Source organism: Bradyrhizobium sp. USDA 4486, assembly GCF_054057995.1.
This window is the reverse complement of sequence record NZ_JBSRZV010000001.1, coordinates 72,328-95,350: the sequence shown is the minus strand read 5'-3', so window position 1 is coordinate 95,350 and position 23,023 is coordinate 72,328. Positions and strand designations below refer to the sequence as shown.

Genomic DNA, 23,023 nt, shown 5'->3' with positions numbered 1-23,023 from the left:
CCACCACGACGGAATGGTGGGCACGCTTCGCTTTGCCCACCCTACGATTCTGCTTGCCGGTCCTCACAGCTACAGCCCCCGGATCATCCCGGCATTGATCAGCAACCGATTCAACCGCCGCGCCTCGGCGCCGTTCTTGCAGCCGTAGAAGATGCCCTTGCAGCGGAGCATGATCTGCTTCTGCTCGGCGAAGGACGGATCGAGCGGGATGCCGGCGGCCTCCTGGATCACCAGGGGCAGATAGGGGCCGTCGACCGTATCCATCACAGCCTCGGTTTTGACCGGCTCGAAATTAACGGCATCGATGGCGTAATAGGTCGCGTAGAGACGCGGATCGTAAGCGTCGAGCTTCTTGCCGATCGCGCCCTCGTCGAGCCCAGGCTCGAGCAGGTTCGGCGCGAATTCCGGCTGGTGATCGCCATAGCGCACGATCAGGAACGGCTCGCTCGGAAAATTCTTCTTCAGGCCCGCGACGAACGCCTTGTATTGCTCGGCACTCATCGCCTGCCGGCGCAGATATTCGTCGATGGACGGCACGTTGCCCGGCGCATGCCAGTTCGGCAGAAGGTCCGGGCGGTAGCGCGTCTCCCAGGGGAAATGATTAGCGCCGAGATAGATGAAGGTGAAGAGCGGCTTGTTCGGCGGCTGCTGGCCCATCAGCTGCAGCGCCTTGTCATAGAAGAAGCTGTCCGGCTCGACGTCCCTGGCGCCAAGGTCTTTTGCGTCGAGGAAGCGCTCGATACCGGTCGTCAGCTGGAAGCTGCGTGCGCCCATGAAGCCGCCATTGGCGGGATAAAGCGACATCGTATCGTAGCCGCAGCGGCGCAGCGCCAGCGGCAAGCCGCGCTCGACCCGGTTCGAGGCGATGCGCGTCACGAAATAGGCGAAGCGGCCGAACGAGCGCGAGGACAGTCCGGCGAGCACGTTGTATTCGGTGAACCAGCTCGGCCCGCCATTGCTTTCGGCGAGGAACGTGCGCTGCCTGCCGTCCCAGGACTTGAAATGGCTGCCATAGCCCTGCGGCACCTTGATGCCATCAGCCGCGCGGATGTCGAAACTCGATTCATCATGGATCATGATGATGTTCGGCCGGCGACCCGCAGGATGGCAGGCATCGATCAGCGGCATGTTGAGCCGCTCATTGGTCGAGCCTGCCGACTCCATGAAACCGTACTGCGCGAAATCGGAGACTGCAGTGACGCCGGAGCGGAAAAACTTCGAGAGATAGCCGTCGTCGTAATAGCCGCGCCAAGCCTCGTCAGGATGATACAGCGAATAGCCGACGAGCGCAGCGAGACAGGCGAGCATGGACGCGAGCGCAGGCAGACGGCGGATCCGGAACGGATCGAGCCACCACAGCGCATACATCAGCGGCAGCGTGACGAGACCGGCCAGGATCACCGACCAACGCAAATTCGGGAAGATGGTGAACAGGAAGGCGATGGTATCGCGGTCGATCATCATCAGGTCGATGAAGTTGACCGTCATCTGCACCACGTCGTGCTTGAGCCGCGACAGCAGCACCAGCACGACGACCATGGTGAGCGACAGCGCGCCCGACAGCGCCGGCCGCCGCAGCAGCGTGATCCAGGAGAAGTTGAGGGCGCCCCAGGCCAGCGCGAAGGAGAGACGTGAGCCGAAATCGGTCTCGGTTTCGTACATGAGCGCCAGCGCGGCGAGATGCGGCACCGCAACCGCGAGCAGCCGCCAGATGCCGAGCGCGGCGACGCTCGCCAGGACGGAGGTGGAGGCAGAGGGACCTGGATTGGGCGCGGACGCCATCGACGACACGCAAATTCTGATCCGGCGCGGGTGATGCCAAGCCGTCGAGCCGCCCCCGGGGACGGCTACGGCGTCCGGCGCAGCCGGAAACCTGCACCGTGTCATAAAATTGTAACGGAACCGTCACGAGGAGGCAACGCGATCTGGCGTCCGACCTTCGCTTAATGTCAGCGGGCGACGAACGGCCGCACGGGTTGGCGCGTGGCCCAGCGCGATCCCCTCACCTCTGAGGTGCCCACGAAGCGGGCGGCTCGAAGGACGAGGCCGGATCTGCAGCCGGACGTGCATGGTTCGAGACGGCGGCACCCGCCTCTTCACCGTGAGGGTCGAGGGAGTGAGTTCGGCTTCGCGATCCCCGCGATGAACAGATCGGGCACCCCTTCCGCCATGCGATCGACCTCACGGTTCATCCGGGCGCGGCAAGGGCCCGAGCCGCTTGGGAATGACGCGACCGAGCATCCGTTTCGGCAGCACGGCCGATCAGGTGGCGCAGCGGGTCCGGCGCGATCTAGTGGCGCACCTTGGGGCTTGCCGCGGTGAGCGCCTCGAACACGTCCCCCAGCGACGGCGCTTTGCGTGCAAGCGAGGGGCGGCAAGAAAGCACGGCGAATGTGGGATGTTAGGATGAAGTGGCACGCGAACCGCGCATAGCGAGATGCAGCGCGCTATGAGACGGCGGATCAAGAGCCGAATCTTTGACTCTGAAGACGCTGACGTTTTGACGTTGAGCTGAGTGCGGAAAAGGTGAGAAACGACGCGAGATCAAGAATGTGGTTTAAGCGTCAGTTCTTGCTGCTCAGAGAGCAATTCAGCTCGCGAAGAATTTGAATGAAGCAGCAATGCTTCGCGCGAGTGGATGTCCGTCACTACACGCAAATATCTATGCCCGGGGGCTTAATTTTTGGTGTTCGGCTTCCCAGACCAATCCTTTGCAGGAGCGGTCTAGGAAGCGTCCCAAAATTCGAACCGGCTCCCGACGGATCGGCAGCCAGCCATCCGATGCAGATGCTGCGCTATGGTCGAGGTCAGTTCTTCGACTTGTCGACCAGCGCGCCCTTCTTGATCCAGGGCATCATGTCACGCAGCTTGGCGCCGACTTCCTCGATCGGGTGCGCGGCGAGCTTGGCGCGGGTGGCTTTGAACGAGGTCTGGTTGACCTTGTTCTCGAGCATCCAGTCGCGGGCGAACTTGCCCCCCTGGATGTCAGCCAGAACCTTGCGCATCTCCTTCTTGGTCTCGTCGGTGATGATGCGCGGGCCGGTGACATACTCGCCGTACTCGGCGGTGTTGGAGATCGAGTAGTTCATGTTCGCGATGCCGCCTTCATAGATCAGGTCGACGATCAGCTTCACTTCGTGCAGGCACTCGAAATAGGCCATCTCCGGGGCGTAGCCCGCTTCGACCAAGGTCTCGTAGCCACCCTTGATCAGCTCGACCAGGCCGCCGCACAGAACCACCTGCTCGCCGAACAGGTCGGTCTCGCACTCTTCCTTGAAGGTGGTCTCGATGATGCCGGCGCGGCCGCCGCCGATGGCCGAGGCGTAGGACAGGCCGAGGTCATGGGCGTTGCCCGAGACGTCCTTGGCGATCGCGATCAGGCAGGGAACGCCGCCGCCGCGCTGATATTCCGAGCGCACGGTGTGACCAGGGCCCTTCGGCGCAATCATCAGCACGTCGAGGTCAGCGCGCGGGTCGAGCAGGTTGAAGTGGACGTTGAGGCCGTGCGCGAACACCAGGGCGGCGCCCTTCTTCATGTTGTCGTGCAGGTGCTCGCGATAGATGTCGCCCTGGAGCTCGTCCGGGGTCAGCATCATGACGAGGTCGGCCCATTTGGCGGCTTCGGCGACTTCCATCACCTTGAAGCCGGCATTCTCCGCCTTCTTGGCCGAGGCCGAACCCGCGCGCAGCGCAATCGCCACTTCCTTGACGCCGGAATCCTTCAGGTTGAGCGCATGGGCGTGGCCCTGGCTGCCATAGCCGACGATGGCGACCTTCTTGCCCTTGATCAGGTTCAGGTCGGCGTCGCGATCGTAATAAACACGCATAGTCGTTTCCTCGTTGCGGGCCGAAAACCGGCCGTTGGTCAGTGTCCGAAGGGTGAAATTTGCGGATTTCGGGGGCTGTCTAGAGCATTTCGGCCCCTTAGGGAAACCCGTTTCTGCATGGAAATCCGCGACATCATGCATCCATGAAAACGGGGTAGAGGGAGGCGAGCAGCAGGATCGCCATCAGGACGTTGAAGGCGCGGACCAGCCGCTCGGAGGTCAGGACGGGCCGCAAGGCAGTGCCGAACAAGGCCCAGACCACGGTGGAGACCGTGCCGATCAGCAGGCTGATCAGGGTCTGGATCGCGATGTTCAGGGGGAATTGGGCGATCGCGGCATAGGCGGTGATGGTGCCGATCACGATCACCCAGCCCTTGGCGTTGATCCACTGGAACATGGCCGCGCCCCAGAAGGTCATCGGCCCGCGGCCGTCCGCCTCGCCCGGCTTGGCCGGACCCGACATTGCGATCACCACGGCGAGGTAGATTAGGTAGGCGGCGCCGGCATATTTCAGGATGGTCTGGAGGATCGGATAGGCCAGGAAGACGGTGCCGAGCCCAAGGCCGACGGTGGCGACCATGAAAGCAAAGCCGAGGACGATGCCGACGATGTGCGGGATGGTGCGGCGGAAGCCGTAGGTGAGTCCGGAGGACAGCAGCATGATGTTGTTCGGCCCGGGCGTGAAGTACATCACGACCATGAAGGCGAGGAAGGCGTAGAACAGCGAGTAGGCCATAGGCACCTCAGGCAGTCTTCGGCAGCGCCCGGGGACGCTGCGCCAGCACCATCACCGCGATGCCGGCGATCACGGTCACCATGCCGGCCAGGCGCAGAGGCCCGAACCGCTCGCCGAATACGATGCTGGAGGCGGCCGAGCCGACGAACGGCACGAGCAATGCGAACGGCACCACCTGGGCGGCCGGATAGTCGCGCAAGAGGCGGCCCCACAGCCAATAGGCGATGCTGGTGGAGATGCCGCCCAGCGCCAGCATGCAGAGAGCCGATGTCAGCGACATCTGCGTCAGCGAGGTCCAGGTCGGCGCCGGCCCGTTGGCGATCAGCGCCAGCACGAATAGCGGCACGGCCGAGGCAAGGCACAGCCAGGCGAACAGGTCGAACATCGGCACTCCGCGGGCACCGCGCAGCAGCAGATTGCCGACGGCAAAGCTGACCGGCGAGATCATCAGCACAGCAAAGGCGGTGACGCTGAAATCATAACCGACGGTGCCGCAGATCATCAGGAGGCCAGCGGCGGCGACGACGATGCCGAGCGTCTGCACCGGCGTCGGGCGCTCGCCGAACGCGATCGCGGCAAAGCCGATGGTGAACAGCGCCTGGCTTTGCACGACGACGCTGGTCAGCCCGACCGGCACGCCGTGGGCGATGCCATAGGCCTGCGATAGAAACTGGCCGAGAAACAGCGTGAAGCTGATCGCGATCAACAGGGTCCACGCAATCTTGGGCTTGCGGATGAACAGGCACGGCACCGCGGCGATGGTGAAACGCATCGCCGTCATCAGCTCCGGCGGTAACTCCTCGAGCGCGATCCGGCTCGCCACGAAGGCAAGCCCCCAGATGATCGCCACCATGACGGCGATGAGGATGTCGGCCGGCTTCATTGTTGTTTCCGGTTCTGCCCTGTCGTGCAGCCCTGTTGTTATTCTGGACTAGCCTTGCTCGCCGGCCGTTACGTGGAAGAATTGGGTTTCCGCAGCAGATAAGTGCCATGCATCGGCGCGTGGTAATCGGCCGAGACCAGCGTAAAGCCGACATCGGTCAGCATCCGCTCCATGACCCAGCCGAAAGTGGAATATTCGTCCCGCATATGCGTCACCACGCCCTCGCGGGAAAAATCGTGGTTCTTGATGTGGAAGTCGGCCCATTGCTCGATGTCGCGCTCGATCGCATCGGGCATCGAGGCGTAGACGATGTCGCGCAAATAGAAGCTGCCACCAGGCTTGAGCGCACGATAGATCCGCGACATCGCCACCACCTTCCAAAAATCCGGAAGATGGTGCAGCGTGAACTCGCTGACGATCAGGTCATAGGATTCCGGCCGGTAGGCGAAGCTGAGCAGGCCGGCCGACTGGGTGCGCACGGGCGCCTTGCGGTCGCGGGCGTAGATTTCGGCGAGCGCCAGCATCGCCGGCGAGATGTCGATGGCGTCGACCTCCGCGCCCATCAGCGCGGCTTCGGTGGCAAGCACGCCGTTGCCGCAGCCGATATCGGCGATGCGCCAGCCGCGCTGCACTCCGAGCATTTTCAGCGCGGCGCGCGCCCGCAGGTCGGCATCGTCATCGTTGTCGTAGATCGAGGCCACAGCGGGCTCGATCCCCATCCGGTTCCGCTCGTTATAGTACCAGTCGCGCGCCAGCATGGTTCACATCCCTTCAGGCCCGCGACCGATCGCGGCAACGCCGGTGCGCGACACCTCGACAAGGCCGAGCGGGCGCATCAGGTCGATAAACTGGTTGATCTTGTCCGTGTTGCCTGTGATCTCGAACACGAAGCTCTCGGTCGTGGCGTCGATCACCCGGGCGCGGAACGCATCTGCCAGCCGCAGCGCCTCGACGCGATGCTCGCCCTGGCCGCGCACCTTGACCATCGCCAGCTCGCGCTCGATCGAGCGCTTGGTCTGGGTCATGTCGACGACGCGGTAGACCGGGATCATGCGGTCGAGCTGGTGCTTGATCTGCTCGATCACCATCGGCGTTCCCGTCGTGACGATGGTGATGCGCGACAGATGCTTCTGGGCCTCGGTCTCCGAGACGGTGAGGCTCTCGATGTTGTAGCCGCGGCCCGAGAACAGGCCGATCACGCGCGCGAGCACGCCGGGCTCGTTCTGCACGAGCACCGCGAGCGTGTGCGTCTCGTTGGGATCGTGACGGTCTTCGATGAAGTAGGCGGATGCAGGCTGGTTCATTGTCGTCCCCTCTTGTCTCTCCGTCACGCCATCGCCGGCGCGGCCGCCCGGACCCAACGGCGGAACAGATCGAAATCGATATTGCCGCCAGACAGCACGAGACCAACGCGCTTGCCCTTCAGCTTGCTTTTTTCTTGCAGTGCCGCAGCGAGCGCGGCAGCGCCGGCGCCTTCGGCGAGATTATGGGTGTCGGTCCAGTAGGCGCGAATTGCGGCGGCAACCTCGCCGTCGGTGACCTGCACGATGCGTGAGGCGCCCTTACGGATCAGCGCCAGCGCATCCCCATCAGGGATACGCGTCGCCATGCCGTCGGCGAGCGTATTGGCAGTCTCGGTCGTCACCACCTTGCCGGCCGCGAACGACAGCGCATAGGACGGCGCCTCGGTCGACTGCACGCCGACGATCTCGGTCTTCAGACCCAGAAGATCGCGGGCCATGATGCAGCCGCAGATGCCGGAGCCCTGCCCGATCGGCACATAAAGGATGTCGAGATCGGGCGCCGAGCGGAACAGTTCGAGCGCATAGGTCGCGACGCCCAGCACGAGGTCCGGGTGGAACGACGGCACCATGTGGAGCCCTGCGAACTGCGCGCGGCGCTCGGCCTCCTCGCGGGCGGCCTGGAAATCCTCGCCATGTTCGACCAGTTCGGCGCCGAACGCCTTCATCGCGCGGTTCTTCTCGACCGAATTGCCCCGCGGCACGTAGATCACCGCGGGCACGCCGTGGCGGCTCGCCGCGAATGCGAGGCTCTGGCCGTGATTGCCGCGCGTCGCCGAGATGATGCCTGGCGTATTCGGCCGCTCGCGCTTCAGGCGGTCGAGATAGACCAGCCCGCCCCGCACCTTGAAGGCGCCGATCGGCGTATGGTTCTCGTGCTTGACCACGACCTCGGTGCCGAGGCGCTCAGCGAGCAGCGGCCAGCCGCGCGCCGGCGTTGCCGGCACCGCCTGCCCCACGATCGCATGTGCGCGCTCGAGCTCCCTCAGGTCGAACATCGCCTCACACCAGCGCCTTGCCGGCGGCGAACGCCTTGGCCGTCGCCTCGTCGTTGGCCTGCTCCGGCAACAGCATCTCGTTGTGCGCCTTGCCTGAGGGGATCATCGGGAAGCAGTTTTCGAGCGCGGCGACACGGCAGTCGAACAGCACCGGGCGCTTGACCGAGATCATCTCCTTGATGGCCCCGTCGAGATCAGAAGGCTTGTGCACCTGCAGGCCGACAGCGCCATAGGCCTCCGCGAGCTTGACGAAATCCGGCAGCGCCTCCGAGTAGGAATGCGACAGCCGGTTGCCGTGCAGCAGCTGCTGCCACTGCCGCACCATGCCCATGTACTGGTTGTTGAGGATGAAGATCTTGATCGGCAGCTCGTACTGAACCGCCGTCGACATCTCCTGCATCGTCATCTGCACCGAGGCATCGCCCGCGATGTCGATGACAAGGCTGTCGGGGTGGGCAACCTGCACGCCGACCGCGGCCGGCAGGCCGTATCCCATGGTTCCGAGGCCGCCAGACGTCATCCAGCGATGCGGCTCCTCGAAGCCGTAGAACTGGGCCGCCCACATCTGGTGCTGGCCGACCTCGGTCGTGATGTAGGTGTCCTTGCCACGCGTTGCCTCGAACAGGCTCTGGATCGCGTGCTGCGGCAGGATGACGTCGCTGCTCTTCTTGTAGTAGAGCGAGTTGCGAGCGCGCCACAACGCGATCTGCTGCCACCACGACTTGATGTCCGGCTTCTTCGCCTCCGCCTTGAACACCTGGATGATGTCGCCGAGGACGTTGCCGCAGTCGCCGATGATCGGCACGTCCACACGGATGTTCTTGTTGATCGAGGACGGATCGATATCGATGTGGATCTTCTTCGAGCCGGGCGAGAACGCATCGACGCGGCCGGTGATGCGGTCGTCGAAGCGCGCGCCGACGCACAGCATGACGTCGCAATCATGCATCGTCATGTTGGCCTCGTAGGTGCCGTGCATGCCGAGCATGCCGAGCCAGTTCTTGCCCGAGGCCGGGTAGGCGCCGAGGCCCATCAGCGTGGACGTGATCGGGAAGCCGGTGACCTCGACCAGCTCGCGCAGGAGCTTGGTGGCCTCCGGGCCGGAATTGATGACGCCACCGCCGCTGTAGATCACGGGACGCTTGGCATTCGCGAGCAGAGACACGGCTTTCCGGATCTGCGTCGCATCGCCCTTCACGCGCGGGGCGTAGGAGCGGTGCACGTCGGATTTGCGCGGCGGATGATAGGTGCCGGTCGCGAACTGCACGTCTTTGGGCACGTCGACCAGCACCGGGCCGGGACGGCCCGAGGTCGCGACGTAAAAGGCTTCGTGCAGGACTTTGGCGAGATCGTTGACGTCGCGCACCAGCCAATTGTGCTTGGTGCAGGGCCGCGTGATGCCGACCGTGTCGCATTCCTGGAACGCGTCATTGCCGATCAGATGCGTCGGCACCTGGCCGGAGATGCAGACCAGCGGGATCGAGTCCATCAGCGCATCGGTCAGCGGCGTCACCATGTTGGTGGCGCCGGGACCGGAGGTCACCAGCGCAACGCCCGGCTTGCCGGTCGAGCGCGCATAGCCCTCGGCGGCGTGGCCTGCGCCCTGCTCGTGGCGGACCAGGATGTGCTGGACTTCGCTCTGCTGGAAGATCTCGTCATAGATCGGAAGCACCGCGCCGCCGGGATAGCCGAAAATGTCGGTCACGCCGTGATCGATGAGCGCGCGGACGATCATCGCGGCGCCGGTCATCTGGTTCGGATCGTGGCTCTTGTCGCTCATTGGCTTGCTCCGGATGCGCTGTTGCCAGCGGCTTTCGTTCTGGGTTCGGGAAATAAAAAAGGCCCCGAAGAGGGCCCATGCACACCGCCTGTCTTGTGGATGGCAGCTAGCCACCCCCGGCGGTGAGCCTGGGTACGACGGCGATAAGGATTTTGGTAATAATGTTACGCATGGCGGGCGCTCGGCTTCCCAAAGGTTGCGCGAAACATAACGACGAAAGCCCGGATGTCAAGGCAAAGCGGCCGTTCCCGCGCGATTTTGGCAGTGTAGCGGTGTTCCCGCACTTCGGCGAGAGGTAAATGCGGGAATCCGAGTACAAAAGCGCGTCAACGCGTCATTCCGGGGCGATGCGCAGCACTGAGCCCGGAATCCATAGCCACAACCGCTGCTGTGGTCCGCAGTCGCCAAGCCGTCGCCCCACGAGTGCTCGAGTGTATGGGTTCGAACTCGCGCTGCGCGCGTTTCGGAGCGACGACTGAGCGAGGCTCCTATTCCGCCTCCCGCGCCGCGTTCACGGCCGCCGCGAGCCATCCCCTCGCCTCCTCCAGCTTCACCCATTCGAATTCGGGCAGTTGGTGCCGGAACCAGGTGAATTGCCGCTTGGCGTAGTGGCGGGTGTCGGCACGGCCGATCGTGGCGGCCGCCTCCAGGCTGAGCTCGCCGCGCAGATGCCGGATCAGCGCCGGCACGCCATGGGCCTTCATCGCCGGCAGCAGCGGATCGAGCTGGCGGGCGGCCAGCCGCTCGACCTCCTTCACCGCGCCGGCACCCAACATCGCGTCGAAGCGGGCATCGATGCGGGCATAGAGCTCGTCGCGTTCGGGGGCGAGGAACACCGCGCGAAAACTATCTCTCGGCAGCAGCGGCGGCTGGCCCTCATGGTGCCAGTCCAGCAGCGAACGGCCGGTCGCCTCGATCACTTCGAGCGCGCGCGCGATCCGGGTTCGATCGCGCAGATTCAGTCGTTCGGCCGCGCGCGGATCGCGGCGTGCGAGTTCCGCATGCAGCGCCTCGACGCCGTTCTGCTCCAGCCGCGCCCGCACGTCCTCGCGCACCTGTGGAGGAATCGGAGGCACCACGGAGAGGCCTGCCGTCAGCGCCTTGAAATAGAGCCCGGTACCGCCGACGAAGATCGGCAGGCGGCCCTCGGCTTGCGCCTCTTCGAGCGCGTTCGCTGCATCGCTCACCCAGGCGCCGGCCGAGAAATTCACGGCCGCATCGACATGACCGTAGAGCCGGTGCGGCGCGCGCCCTTCCTCGGCATGCGTGGGGCGAGCCGTGATGATGCGGAGATCGCGGTAGACCTGCATGGAATCGGCATTGATGACGATTCCACCCGCGCTGAGGGCAAGCTCCAGCGCCAGCGCCGACTTGCCGCTGGCGGTCGGGCCTGCGATAAGCACGGCCTTGCTCGTACGCCCCTCGCTCACGAAAACCTCAAATGTCCCTCGTCGCCACGCTGATCTGCAACCCCGATAATCCCGCGCTCGACTCTACCATCGTCGACGGCGCCCGCGCCGTGCTGCCGAAGGCGCAACCGGCGCACTGGCTGTTCGACGGGGTTGCGGCCGATATCCCTTTCGGCGGCGCGCAGGATAACCTCGAAGGCGACCGGCACGCCATCGCGCAGCGCTTGCGCGAGCTGCGCGGCGACCTGCCGATCGACATCGTGGTGCAGCCTGTCGGCTTCCGGCGCAAGAAGCTTTTTCTCGCTGACATGGATTCCACCATGATCGGCCAGGAATGCATCGACGAGCTCGCTGATCTCGTCGGGATGAAGGCCCATGTCGCCGCCATCACCGAACGCGCGATGCGCGGCGAGATCGAGTTCGAGCCTGCCCTGCGCGAACGCGTCGCGCTGCTCAAGGACCTTCCCGCCAGCGTGGTCGACGAGGTCATCGAGAAGCGCATCACGCTGACCCCAGGCGGCCGTGAGCTGGTCGCGACCATGCGCAAGCACGGCGCCTACACCTGCCTCGTCTCCGGCGGCTTCACCCTGTTCACCAGCGCAGTCGCCGCCAAGCTCGGCTTCCAGGAGAACCGCGCCAACGAGCTCGTCGTGCGCGATGGCAAATTCACTGGCGAGGTCAAGGAGCCGATCCTGGGCCGCGCGGCGAAGCTGGCGACGCTGGTGGATCTGATGGAGTCGTTCGATCTCGACGACATCGATTCCGTCGTGGTCGGCGACGGCGCCAATGACCTCGCGATGATCCAGGCGGCGGGCCTGGGCGTTGCGTACCACGCGAAGCCTGCGGTCGCTTCGGCTGCAGCGGCGCGGATCGATTACGGCGATCTGACCGCGTTGCTTTATGCGCAGGGGTATCGGCGCGAGGAGTTTGTGGAGACCTGACACAACTGTCGTTCCGGGATGGTGCGAAGCACCAGACCCGGAACCTAGAGATTCCGGGTTCGGTGCTTCGCACCGCCCCGGAATGACAGATGAAGTTACTGCACGCTCAGCGCGACGAACCGCAATTCACCGTCGCCGTTCGAGACCAGCAGCAGCACCGATTTCTTGCCGTCCTTCTTGAGCTGGTCGACGCGCTTCTGGATGTCGGCGCCGCTGGAGACGGCCTCCTGCGCGACTTCGACGATGACGTCGCCGGCGGAGAGGCGCTTCTCGGCCGCATCCGAATTGGCGTCGACATTTGTGACGACCACGCCCTTGACGCTGTCCTTGATCTTGTAGCGCGAGCGCAGGTCCTTGCTGAGCGCGGCGAGATCGAGGCCGAGCGCCTTCTGCGTCACCAGCTTCTCGGGCGGGGGCTCGTCGGTCTTCACCGCGGCCTGCACCTTGTCGGCATCCTGGAGACGGCCGAGCGTGACCTTCTTGATCTGCTCCTCGCCCTTGCGGATGATGACGACGTCGACCTCCTTGCCGACCGCGGTGTCGGCGACGACGCGCGAGAGGTCCTTGGGGTCCTTGACGTCCTTGCCGTCGAACTTGACCACCACGTCGCCGGGCTCGATGCCGGCGGGCTTGGCGGGGCCCTTGTCGTCGATGCCCGCAACCAGCGCGCCGCGCGCCGGCTTGATGTTGAGGCTCTCGGCAATCTCGTCGGTAACGCTCTGGATGCGCACCCCGAGCCAGCCGCGGCGGAGTTCGCCGAACTGGCGCAGCTGGTCGACGACGCCGGCGACCGTCTTCGATGGCACCGCGAAGCCGATGCCGATCGAGCCGCCGGACGGCGAGATGATCAGGGTATTGACGCCGATGACGTCGCCTTCGAGGTTAAACAGCGGGCCGCCGGAATTACCGCGGTTGATGGCGGCGTCGGTCTGGATGTAGCTGTCGTAGGGACCCGAGGAGATGTCGCGATTCTTGGCCGAGACGATGCCGGCGGTCACCGTGCCGCCCAGGCTAAACGGATTGCCGATCGCGACCACCCAGTCGCCGAGGCGCAGCTTGTCGCTGTCGCCGAACTTCACCGCGACCAGCGGCTTCGGCGGCTTGAACTTGAGCACAGCAAGGTCGGTCTTCTTGTCGACGCCGACCAGCTCCGCCTTGATCTTGGTGCCGTCGTTGAGGATGACGTTGATCTCGTCGGCATCCGCAATGACGTGGTTGTTGGTGACGACGACGCCCGCCGTGTCGACGATGAAGCCGCTTCCGAGCGAGTTGGTCTTGCGCGGCGGCCCGTTGCCGTTATCGCCGCCCTTGCTGCCGCCACCAGGACCCTTGTGGTTCTTGAAGAAGTCGTCGAAGAACTCCTCGAAAGGCGAGCCGGGCGGCAGTTGCGGCATGCTGTTGGCGCCGCCCTTGGCCTCGACGGTCTGCGAGGTCGAGATGTTGACGACCGCGTCGATCACCTTCTCGGCGACGTCGGCAATGCCCTCCGGTCCGCGGGCGTAAGCCGGCGTGCCGAACGCGCTGAATGCACTGACGGCGAGCGCGGCCAGCCCTAAGCGCAAGCGGGTCGGGGCAATGGTGGCAGCGGTCATTGGTTTCTCCAGAGAAAAGGATTCGGCGCCAAGGATTCGGCGCCAAGACTGCGCTCGAACGGGGGGACGGCGCAAGCGCGGAGCTTAACGGGCCCCAGGACCGGGATGATACGGCGAAAACCGATCCTTCGCCTTCACTTTGGCGTTGTCGTGACGCTTAAATCGGGCGGCGCATAACCCAGATCAGGATCAGACCGGCCACAGCCGAGCCGATCCCGACTGCCCGCAGGATGTTGTCCGGCGTGGCGATGGCGCTTTTCATGGCCTTGCGCATCCAGTTCGGACTTGCCGCGAACATCAAGCCTTCCAGCACGAACAGGATGCCTAAGCCGATGAGGAAGTCGGCGAACGCAATGGACCTCATCGGATTGGAACCTCCCGTTATGCTGTTCTTGTCTGGACGAAGGGCGGCAGAGGCGCCGCCTTTCGTCGAGTAGAAGCCCGTCTAGGTCAGGGCTTGTCTAACTCAAGGCTTGGCCGGCGTCTCGGTCGCCGTCTTGCCGGACGGGCTACCGAAATACCGGAAGAAATCCGAGCCCGGCCGCAGCAGGAAGCGGGTGTCGCTCGCCTTCAGTCCGTTCTCGTACGCCGTCATCGACCGGTAGAAGGCGAAGAAATCGGCATCCTTGCTGTAGGCGTCGGCGAACAGGCGGTTGCGCTCGGCATCGCCGGCGCCGCGGGTCTGCTCGGCCTGCGAATTGGCTTCCGCGACAATGACGGTCGCCTCGCGATCGGCCTTGGACTTGATCTCCTGTGCCTTCTGGCCGCCCTGGGCGCGGAACTCGGCGGCTTCGCGCTCGCGCTCGGTCTTCATGCGCAGATAAACCGCCTGGCTGTTCTGCTCCGGCAGGTCGGCGCGGCGGATCCGGACGTCGACCACCTGGATGCCGTAGCCGTCGGCCTCGCGATCGAGCTGGTCGCGGATGCGCAGCATCAGCTTCTCGCGGTCGTCGCGTACCACGTTGATGAAGGTGACCTCCCCGAGCACGCGACGCAGCGCCGCGTTGAGCAGCGTGGTGAGCTGGATGTTGGCGGCTTGGATCGAGCCGACGCTTTGATAGAAGCGCAGCGCGTCCTTGATACGGTAGCGCGCGAAGGCGTCGACCACGAGCCGCTTCTGGTCGGACGCGATCGCTTCCTGCGACGGGTTCTCGAGGTCGAGAATCCGCTTGTCGATGTTGATTACCGAATTCCACGGCGCCTTGAAGTGCAGGCCGGGAGCGGTGACGACGTCGACCGGCCGACCGAACTGCAGCACGATGGTCTGCTCGGTCTGCTGCACCGTGAACAGCGACATGTAGCCGACGATCACGACCAGCAGGAGTGCGAGCAGCGTGACGATACCTGTGACCGGAGACCTCATCGGTTGCCTCCCCCCGACTGCTGGCCGCTGGTGGGCGGCCGCTTGGTCGCCAATTCGTTGAGCGGCAGATAGGGCACGACGCCCTGGCCCGAGGGACCGCCGTCATAGACGAGCTTGTCCGCGCCGCCGAGCACCCGCTCCATGGTCTCCAGATAGATCCGTTCACGCGTCACGTCGGGCGCCTTCTTGTATTCCTCGTAAACCTTCAGGAAGCGCGCGCTCTGGCCCTTGGCCTCGGCGATCGCCTGCTCCCTGTAGCCTTCGGCGGCCTGGAGGATCTGCGCCGCGCGTCCGCGCGCCTGCGGCACCACCTGGTTGGCGTAGGTCTGGGCTTCGTTCTGCAACTGCTCGAGATTGGCGCGCGCCGCCTGGACGTCGCGGAAGGCAGCGATCACCTCGCCCGGCGGGTCGACCTTCTGCATCTGCACCTGCGTGATCAGAATGCCGGAGCCGTAGCCGTCCAGGGTCCTCTGGATCAGTTCCTGCACGCCCTGCTCCGTGACGTTGCGCGCGCCGGTCAGGATCGGCTGGATCTGCGATCGGCCGATGACCTCGCGCATCGCGCTCTCGGCGACCGCCTTCACAGTGCCTTCGGGGTTCTGGATGTTGAAGAGGAAGTCACCGACGCCGTCCGGCTTGATGCGCCAGAGCACCGTGAAGTCGACGTCGACGATGTTCTCGTCGCCGGTCAGCATCAGGCTCTCTTCCGGCACGTCACGAATGGAGCGGCCTCGCCGCGCCGGATCGTCGATCAGCGTCATGCCGATCGATATGGTGTTGACGCGCAGCGCCTTCGGCAACAGTACGGTCTCGATAGGATAGGGCAGATGATAGTTCAGGCCCGGCTGCACGGTGCGAACGTGCTTGCCGAAGCGCAGCACGACGCCGAGCTCTTCGGACTGCACGCGGAAGAAGCCCGACAGCAGCCAGAACGCAATGATGATCAGGATGATCAGCGTGATGCCGATGCCGGAGAAATAGCCGCCCGGCATGATCTGCTGGAGACGGTCCTGGCCGCGGCGCAGAAGGTCTTCCAGATCCGGCGGCCTCGGACCGACCGGTTGCGGGCCCGTGCCCCATGGTCCTTTCGGACCCGAGCCCCAAGGGCCACCGCCCTGATTCTTCCACGGCATTCGACGTTCTCCTCGGCAGTCCGGGACTAGCACTAACCCGGCCCGCATTGTCCGGTCCGGCTTTATAGGGGACCGGCAGGTCCCTTACAACGCAGCCCTCGCCGCCTTCCGAGCTATGCTCGGGCACGAAAAAGTCAATGTAAACATTGGCGAAAGCGGTTAATGGGACGACCGCCGACGATATGTCACATAGGAGTAGTCGGCGCTGTCGTCGGGCCCGGCCGGATGGCGGACACGCGCCATCTCCTCCCAGTCTGCCTTGTCGATGTCGAAATGGGTGTCGCCGTCGGGGCGCGCATGCAGTTCGGTGATTTCGAGGCGATCGGCGCGATCGAGCCATTGCCGATAGATCTCGGCGCCACCGATCACCGCAATCTCGGCGACCGAACGCCGCAGGGCGTCGCCGCGCGCAACATCGCCCGCATGCGCGGCCGATGTCGTGACGATGGCACCTGCGGCGCGGTAATCCGGATCGCGCGTGATGACGATGTTGGTGCGCCCCGGCAGCGGCCTGCGCAGCGACTCGAACGTCTTGCGGCCCATGATCACGGGCTTGCCGATGGTGAGCGCCTTGAAGCGCGCCATGTCGGATTTCAATCGCCACGGGATCGCGTTGCCGGCGCCGATGACGCCGTTCTCCGCAATCGCGACGACGAAGACGATCTCCATCATGCCGCGTTCCCGGCAAGCCGCCTCAAGGCAGGACCAGAGACGCGGCACAGCGTCCAGTCATCCATCATGACGGCACCGAGCGATTTGTAGAACGCGATCGACGGCGCATTCCAGTCGAGCACCGCCCATTGCAGGCGCGACCAGCCATTGTCGAGGCATTCCCTGGCGAGATAGACCAGCAGCGCCTTTCCGAGGCCCCTGCCCCGATGTGATGGCCGCACATAGAGATCTTCGAGATAGATGCCGTGGCGGCCGCTGAAGGTGGAGAAGTTCGCAAACCACACCGCGAAACCGACGGCCTCACCGTCCCATTCGGCGATCGCGCAGTAAAGCCGCGGATTGCTGCCGAACAGCGCGTCCGCGATCATCGCCTCAGTCGCCTCGACCTCGTGCGAAAGCTTTTCGTACTCGGCAAGTTCGCGAATGAAGGCAAGAACGAGCCCGGCTTCGTCCGGGCGGGCGCGGCGGATGTTGGGAGACATCCGCGTCAGACCGCGACTTCCGCCTTGATGTGCGGATGCGGGTCATAGCCGACGAGCTCGAAGTCCTCGTAGCGGAAGGAGAAGATGTCCTTCACGTCGGGATTGATGCGCATCACCGGCAACGGACGTGGCGTCCGCGTCAGTTGCAGTCGTGCCTGCTCCAAATGGTTGGAATAGAGGTGGGTGTCGCCGAGCGAGTGCACGAAGTCGCCGGGCTTCAGGCCCGTGACCTGCGCCACCATCATGGTGAGCAGCGCGTAGGAGGCGATGTTGAAGGGCACGCCGAGGAAGACGTCGGCCGAGCGCTGATAGAGCTGACACGACAACTTGCCGTTCGCGACATAGAACTGGAACAGCAGATGGCAGGGCGGCAGCGCCATCTTCTCGACGTCCGCCGGATTCCAGGCGGTGACGATCAGCCGGCGGGAATCCGGCGTGCGCTTGATCATGTCGACAACGTTGGCGATCTGGTCGATGCTGCGCCCGTCGGCGGTGGGCCAGGAGCGCCATTGATGACCGTAGACCGGTCCGAGGTCGCCATTGGCATCGGCCCATTCGTCCCAGATGGTGACGCCATTGTCCTTGAGATATTTGATGTTGGTGTCGCCCTTCAGAAACCACAGCAGCTCATGCACGATCGCCTTCAGCGGCAGCCGCTTGGTGGTCAGCATCGGGAAGCCGGCCGACAGATTGAAGCGCATCTGATGGCCGAACACCGACAGCGTGCCGGTGCCGGTCCGGTCGGTCTTCTCGGCGCCGTCTGAAAGAATTCGCTCGAGCAGGTCCTGATATTGATGCATGTGCGATAGAGCCTTTGGGGAGGCGGCGAACTTAACGGCGCGCTCCACGCTGCGACAGCGGCGATTCGCTGCTCCCACAGATTATACCCGGAAAAGGTGAGCGTTCCCGCGGCAAACGACAAGGGGCGGAACTTAAGTCCCACCCTCGCCTATCAGGTTGAAAGTGCTGATTAAGTCGCCGGCTTGAGCACCGGGCTCCACTTCACGATCTCGCTTTTGACGAGGCTCGCCAGCGCCTCCGGCGTCCGGTCCCTGGCCGCCGGGATAACGCTGCCGAGCTCGAGCAGGCGCTTCTTCACAGTCTCGTCGTCGAGCGCCTTGATCGCGGCCGCGTTCAGGCTCGCAATGATCGCGGGCGAGGTTCCCTTGGGCGCGAACATCGCGTTCCAGGCCTGGGCCTGGAACGCCGGCAGGCCCGCTTCCGCCGTGGTCGGCACGTTCGGCAGCGACGGATTGCGCTCGGGCGTTGCGATCGCATAGGCTTTGATGGTGCCGGCGTTGATCTGCGGAACCGCGTTGACGATCTGGTCGCACATGTAGTCGACCTGGCCCGCCACCAGCGCGTTCATCGCCGGACCCGTGCCGTTGAAGGGCACGCCGACCGGCTTGACGTCGAGAACCGAGTGCAGGAGCTCGCAGGAGACATGCGAGACCGAGCCGACGCCGGCATGCGCTGCGTTCACCTTCTCGGCATTGGCCTTCACGTAAGTCACGAACTGCTGAAGGTCCTCCGGCGGAAAATCCTTGCGCGCGAGGATCAGGATCGGCGTGCCCGCGAGCAACGCGATCGGCTCAAAATCCTTTTCGGGATGATAGGCGAGCTTGGGATAGAGCGGCACGGACGCCGCATGGGTGCCCATATGCCCCGTGATGAGCGTGTAGCCGTCATCGGTGGCACGCGCCGCACGCGTGGTCGCGGTGGTGCCGCCAGCGCCGACCACGTTCTCGATGATGATGCTCTGTCCCAGCGTCTGCGCCATATGCGCGGTGACGATGCGCGAGATGACGTCGGTCGGCCCGCCCGCTGCGAACGGGACGATCATGGTGATGCTGCGCGTCGGATAGTTTTGGGCTTTCGCCGGTGCGACAAAGGCGCACAGCGACGCCAGCGCTGCAGCGCATGCGCTCGTAGCAAGCGCGCGAAGAGAGGTCATGTCGTTTTCCCCGGGACACGAACAAAAATGCCGGCCACAAGGGCCGGCATTTTCATGTCACGAAGACATCACAGACGTCGATTCGACTTCCGAATGCGGCGCGCGGACGCAGGCCGCCGCGAGGGTGCCGCAACGAGGCGATCAGTTCTCGGATTCGGTGAACACCTCGTCGCGCTTGGCGCGCAGCGTCGGCAACACCGTCAGAACCAGAAGGCCCAGCGAGATCGCCAGCAGCACCGCCGACAACGGACGCGTCAGGAACACACTCCAGTCGCCGCGCGAGATCAGCAGCGCACGGCGCAGGTTCTCTTCCATCAACGGCCCGAGCACCATGCCGAGCAGCAGCGGCGCCGGCTCGAAATCGTGCTTGATCAGCCAGTAGCCGACGAGACCGAACACGCCGGCGAGGATGACGTCGACCGGTGCATTGTTCACCGAGTAGATGCCGATCGCGCAGAAGATCACGATCGAGGGGAACATCAGCCGGTAAGGCACGCGCAGCAGGCGGACCCAGATGCCCACGAGCGGCAGGTTGATGATAATGAGCATGAGGTTGCCGATCCACATCGAGGCGATCATGCCCCAGACGAGATCCGGCTGCTTCTGCATCACCTGCGGACCCGGCACGATGCCGTGGATGGTCATCGCGCCGACCATCAACGCCATCACCGCGTTCGGCGGGATGCCGAGCGTGAGCAGCGGAATGAAGGAGGTCTGCGCCGCGGCGTTGTTGGCGCTTTCCGGCGCCGCCACGCCTTCGATCGCGCCGCGACCAAACCGCTTCGGATCCTTCGCGAGCTTCTTCTCGAGCGTGTACGCCGCGAACGAGGCGATCACCGCGCCGCCGCCCGGCAGGATGCCGAGGATCGAGCCGAGCACCGTGCCGCGAAGGATCGGCGGCGTCGAGTCCACCAGATCCTTCCTGGTCGGCATCAACCCGGTGATCTTCTGCTGCACGAGATCGCGGTTCATCTCGGCGCCGGCGTCGAGGTTGCGGATGATCTCGGCGAAGCCGAACACACCCATCGCCACCGTCGCAAAGCCGAGACCGTCGGCGAGTTCCGGAATGTTGAACGCCATGCGCGAGGCGCCGGTCTCGATGTCCGAGCCGACCATCGAGAGCAGGAGGCCGAATACAATCATCGCGATCGCCTTCAGCACCGAGCCCTTGGCCAGCACGACCGCGAAGATCAGGCCGAGCACCATGAGCGAGAAATACTCGGCCGGACCGAACGCCAGCGCGAGCTTCGTGAGTGGCGCCCCGAGGACCGCGATCAAGACGGTCGCAACGCAGCCAGCAAAGAACGAGCCGATCGCGGCGATCGCGAGCGCCGGGCCAGCACGGCCCTGCTTGGCCATCTGGTGGCCGTCGATGGCGGTAACGACCGATGTCGCCTCACCGGGAATGTTGACCAGGATCGACGTGGTCGAGCCACCATATTGCGCGCCGTAATAGATGCCGGCGAGCATGATCAGCGCGCCGACGGGCGGCAGACCGAAGGTGATCGGCAGCAGCATCGCGACGGTTGCGATGGTGCCGATACCGGGGAGAACGCCGACCAGCGTGCCGACGAGGGCGCCGATCAGACACATCAGGAGGTTGATCGGAGAGAGCGCGACGGCGAAGCCGTGAGCCAGGTTGGCAAAAATATCCATCACGCCCTCACTGGACCAGGAAACGCGGAAACATCGGCATCGGCAGCCCAAGCACGTAGGGGAACAGGATCGCGCAGCCGAGCGTCAGGCAGGCGCCGACGATGGCAGCCTCCAGCCACCGCGTCTCATGCGACCCGGTCGCGGCGATCATGAAGCTGACGAAGGCCGTGACCACGAGGCCGAGCGGCCGGATCGCGAGCGCGAAGAACAGGATCGCGACCATCACGAACAGCGGCCCGCGCCAGGAATAATGGGACATTCCCGGCCCGTCCGCCAGAAGACCGGTCAGGGCGATGCCGGCGGACAGCGCGACAAGCAGCCCGCCGAACATCCGCGGCGCGGTGCCGGCGCCGAAGGAGAAGCCGCGCATGCCCTGCAAATCGCTGGAAGCCCACAGCGCAAACAACGCGACCGCCATCAAAATGACGCCGCCGACATAGTCCTGCGCCGAGCGGATGGTCATGAACAGCGTGACGATCGCCACGGCGAAGATCGGGTAGGAATAGATCAGCGCGAGCAGCACATCGGATGAAGCCTTCTTGGTCTCACCGCCGGCCGCTGCGATCAGGGCTGCGGGCGCACCCGCCACCAGCGCGGAGGCGTGGCTGATCAGGACGGTGGCCGGGCCGCGTCCCGCACCCCAGCCGAAGATGGTCCCGATCGACCAGATGAATTCGAAAATCTGCGGCGCAATCGCCAGCAAACAAAAGCCGAGCGCCACCGAAGTGTTTCGGGTGGCTGTCGCTGAGTGGCCCATCGTATCGGCCATGGATGTCTCCTCCGCGACCCGTAAGTCACGAGCACTGTTGTTCAAATCGGCTGGAAAGGGATCCCCGGGCCGCATCACTGCCTAGCGATTTTCATCACACAATGCCAGCAAAACCCAACACGCCGCCGGCAGACAGAAGCGAGAGTCGATTGACGCGCGAGATGGACGCGACCACCGCAACCATCACGTCAGAAGCAATTCATGGATCAAGCCGATCAACGTAACGAAGCACCAAATTCGGGCTGCGGCCGGTGCATGCTGCTACTTTCCGCCGCAGGAAATTAAACGACGCCGACACTGTCGGCGTACGTTCGCTCGAGCGGCAGCCTCATTATGCGCAAGGCCACGGCGATCGAGAGTGCCGGGCAAGAGATGCGCGCAACCATTCGCGCGCACCGGCCCAAGCCTCTCGGAAGACCAAAGCATTGACCAGCCCCGGGGGTCCGGAACCTATCCAAAGGGAACAGCGGGATCGGTGCTCGAAACCCCTGTTTTTTGAAACCTTTGCCACCTATATTGGGGGTGCCGGCTCGCCGGCTATGGAAATAAACGGTCGTCGTAATAAACCATTCGGACCCGGGGGCGGTACCCGGCGCCTCCACCAAAGCCCACTTCAGGGCTATTGCCAGAGCGGGCTTTGGCGGGGGCGAAATAGGATCGACGAGGGTGTAAAGGGCGAACTTTTTCCCGGTATTGTTCCGCCGTTATCGGGCTACTGCAATAGTTGCCAACGACAACTTTGCTCCGGTTGCTCAGGCTGCGTAACGCAGTTTGAAAGACCACTCTAAAGTCCTAGTGGGTTAAGCTCCGCTAGGCGGGGTTCGGAGGCACCTGGCAACAGAAGCCTCCACTTTACTCTTTGATTTCCTCCCCGGCGGGGGACTCCTGCTGACCCGTCAGGCGCGGTACTATTGCGGCTTGGCGAGTCGGGCCGGCAGGGCCCAACTCCTGGAATGCAACAGGACCACCATGGCGACCGATCATATCCGATACGATGTGCTGGCCCGCGATGCGCTGCGCGGCGTGTTGCGGAAGGTGTTGACCGATGCCGCGGCCCATGGCCTGCCGGGCGAGCACCATTTCTTCATCACCTTCGTGTCGAAGGCCGAAGGCGTGAAGCTGTCGCCGCGGCTGCTCGCGCAATATCCCGAAGAGATGACGATCATCCTCCAGCACCAGTTCTGGGACCTGACCGTGCTCGAGGATCGTTTCGAGGTCGGCCTGTCCTTCGGCGGCATTCCGGAGCGGCTGGTGGTGCCGTTCTGCGCCATCAAGAGCTTCCTCGATCCGTCCGTGAAATTCGGCCTCCAGTTCGACACCTCCGATGTCGCCGAGGTCGCGCCGGAGACATTGCCGGCAGCCCCCGCTCCTTCCGCCGTTTCGGTGCCCGCGCCTGCCGCTGAGAAGGCAGAAGCCGCCGACGAGCCGACCCCGCCGGGCCAGGGTGGCGCCGAGGTCGTGCGGCTCGATCGTTTCCGCAAGAAATGATCTAGGTTGGGCGCGCGGCCGTCGCGCTCGCCCCCACTG

21 protein-coding genes and 1 other RNA gene are annotated in these 23,023 nt (G+C 64.4%); 3 read left to right on the top strand and 19 right to left on the bottom strand.

Annotated elements, in window-relative coordinates; translation table 11 throughout:
* Positions 1-69 precede the first annotated feature (69 nt).
* From ACVWY3_RS00440 to miaA, 9 genes are all read right to left on the bottom strand, one after another.
* Entirely contained in the window at positions 70-1,782 is a 1,713-nt protein-coding gene (locus ACVWY3_RS00440) for a sulfatase-like hydrolase/transferase (RefSeq protein WP_456836691.1), read from the bottom strand.
* 1,025 nt (positions 1,783-2,807) lie between these two features.
* Positions 2,808-3,827 carry a ketol-acid reductoisomerase gene (gene ilvC / locus ACVWY3_RS00435; RefSeq protein ID WP_456836690.1) on the bottom strand — a complete coding sequence of 340 codons (1,020 nt, stop codon included), beginning with the start codon at positions 3,825-3,827 and terminating at the stop codon, positions 2,808-2,810.
* Between the two features lie 133 nt (positions 3,828-3,960).
* On the bottom strand, positions 3,961-4,563 hold the full coding sequence (locus ACVWY3_RS00430; protein WP_456836689.1) for a LysE family translocator: 603 nt from the start codon (positions 4,561-4,563) through the stop codon (positions 3,961-3,963).
* Positions 4,564-4,570: 7 nt separating this feature from the next.
* Positions 4,571-5,446, bottom strand: a complete 876-nt coding sequence (locus ACVWY3_RS00425) for an EamA family transporter (protein ID WP_456836688.1) — start codon at positions 5,444-5,446, stop codon at positions 4,571-4,573.
* A 68-nt stretch (positions 5,447-5,514) separates the two neighbouring features.
* Complete coding sequence (locus ACVWY3_RS00420; RefSeq protein WP_456836687.1) at positions 5,515-6,204, bottom strand: class I SAM-dependent methyltransferase; 690 nt, start codon at positions 6,202-6,204, stop codon at positions 5,515-5,517.
* Positions 6,205-6,207: 3 nt separating this feature from the next.
* The gene (gene ilvN, locus ACVWY3_RS00415) at positions 6,208-6,750 is read right to left on the bottom strand and encodes an acetolactate synthase small subunit (protein WP_027572493.1); all 543 of its coding nucleotides are present in this window, start codon (positions 6,748-6,750) and stop codon (positions 6,208-6,210) included.
* Positions 6,751-6,773: 23 nt separating this feature from the next.
* Positions 6,774-7,745, bottom strand: a complete 972-nt coding sequence (locus tag ACVWY3_RS00410) for a threonine dehydratase (RefSeq protein WP_456836686.1) — start codon at positions 7,743-7,745, stop codon at positions 6,774-6,776.
* 4 nt (positions 7,746-7,749) lie between these two features.
* Positions 7,750-9,525, bottom strand: a complete 1,776-nt coding sequence (locus ACVWY3_RS00405; RefSeq protein ID WP_456836685.1) for an acetolactate synthase 3 large subunit — start codon at positions 9,523-9,525, stop codon at positions 7,750-7,752.
* 488 nt (positions 9,526-10,013) lie between these two features.
* Entirely contained in the window at positions 10,014-10,955 is a 942-nt protein-coding gene (miaA, locus tag ACVWY3_RS00400; protein ID WP_456836684.1) for a tRNA (adenosine(37)-N6)-dimethylallyltransferase MiaA, read from the bottom strand.
* 11 nt (positions 10,956-10,966) lie between these two features.
* On the opposite strand from miaA, the gene serB reads away from it, so the two are divergent.
* Positions 10,967-11,875, top strand: coding sequence for a phosphoserine phosphatase SerB (serB, locus tag ACVWY3_RS00395; protein WP_456836683.1), 909 nt, complete (start codon positions 10,967-10,969; stop codon positions 11,873-11,875).
* A 95-nt stretch (positions 11,876-11,970) separates the two neighbouring features.
* Here serB and ACVWY3_RS00390 read toward each other — a convergent pair whose 3' ends face one another.
* From ACVWY3_RS00390 to ACVWY3_RS00345, 10 genes are all read right to left on the bottom strand, one after another.
* A complete protein-coding gene (locus tag ACVWY3_RS00390) occupies positions 11,971-13,467 on the bottom strand; it encodes a Do family serine endopeptidase (RefSeq protein ID WP_456836682.1) in 1,497 nt (498 codons plus the stop codon).
* A 157-nt stretch (positions 13,468-13,624) separates the two neighbouring features.
* Positions 13,625-13,831, bottom strand: coding sequence for a DUF2065 domain-containing protein (locus ACVWY3_RS00385; RefSeq protein WP_057747247.1), 207 nt, complete (start codon positions 13,829-13,831; stop codon positions 13,625-13,627).
* A 102-nt stretch (positions 13,832-13,933) separates the two neighbouring features.
* Positions 13,934-14,830 (bottom strand): protease modulator HflC, encoded by an 897-nt coding sequence (gene hflC, locus ACVWY3_RS00380; RefSeq protein WP_456836681.1) that lies wholly within the window; start codon positions 14,828-14,830, stop codon positions 13,934-13,936.
* Positions 14,827-15,963 (bottom strand): FtsH protease activity modulator HflK, encoded by a 1,137-nt coding sequence (hflK, locus tag ACVWY3_RS00375; RefSeq protein ID WP_456836680.1) that lies wholly within the window; start codon positions 15,961-15,963, stop codon positions 14,827-14,829. The genes hflC and hflK overlap by 4 nt, the downstream gene beginning before the upstream one ends.
* Positions 15,964-16,122: 159 nt before the next feature.
* Positions 16,123-16,632 carry a dihydrofolate reductase gene (locus ACVWY3_RS00370; RefSeq protein ID WP_456843250.1) on the bottom strand — a complete coding sequence of 170 codons (510 nt, stop codon included), beginning with the start codon at positions 16,630-16,632 and terminating at the stop codon, positions 16,123-16,125.
* Positions 16,632-17,117, bottom strand: a complete 486-nt coding sequence (locus tag ACVWY3_RS00365) for an N-acetyltransferase family protein (protein ID WP_456836679.1) — start codon at positions 17,115-17,117, stop codon at positions 16,632-16,634. The genes ACVWY3_RS00370 and ACVWY3_RS00365 overlap by 1 nt, the downstream gene beginning before the upstream one ends.
* A 5-nt stretch (positions 17,118-17,122) precedes the next feature.
* The gene (locus ACVWY3_RS00360; protein WP_456836678.1) at positions 17,123-17,917 is read right to left on the bottom strand and encodes a thymidylate synthase; all 795 of its coding nucleotides are present in this window, start codon (positions 17,915-17,917) and stop codon (positions 17,123-17,125) included.
* A 170-nt stretch (positions 17,918-18,087) separates the two neighbouring features.
* Positions 18,088-19,071, bottom strand: coding sequence for a tripartite tricarboxylate transporter substrate binding protein BugD (locus tag ACVWY3_RS00355; RefSeq protein WP_456836677.1), 984 nt, complete (start codon positions 19,069-19,071; stop codon positions 18,088-18,090).
* A gap of 141 nt (positions 19,072-19,212) precedes the next feature.
* Positions 19,213-20,727, bottom strand: a complete 1,515-nt coding sequence (locus tag ACVWY3_RS00350; protein ID WP_027560523.1) for a tripartite tricarboxylate transporter permease — start codon at positions 20,725-20,727, stop codon at positions 19,213-19,215.
* Positions 20,728-20,734: 7 nt separating this feature from the next.
* Positions 20,735-21,496, bottom strand: coding sequence for a tripartite tricarboxylate transporter TctB family protein (locus ACVWY3_RS00345; protein ID WP_456836676.1), 762 nt, complete (start codon positions 21,494-21,496; stop codon positions 20,735-20,737).
* Positions 21,497-21,981: 485 nt separating this feature from the next.
* Here ACVWY3_RS00345 and ssrA point away from each other — a divergent pair.
* Positions 21,982-22,348, top strand: a transfer-messenger RNA (tmRNA) gene (gene ssrA / locus ACVWY3_RS00340).
* Positions 22,349-22,465: 117 nt separating this feature from the next.
* A complete protein-coding gene (locus ACVWY3_RS00335; protein ID WP_456836675.1) occupies positions 22,466-22,984 on the top strand; it encodes an SspB family protein in 519 nt (172 codons plus the stop codon).
* Positions 22,985-23,023 lie beyond the last annotated feature (39 nt).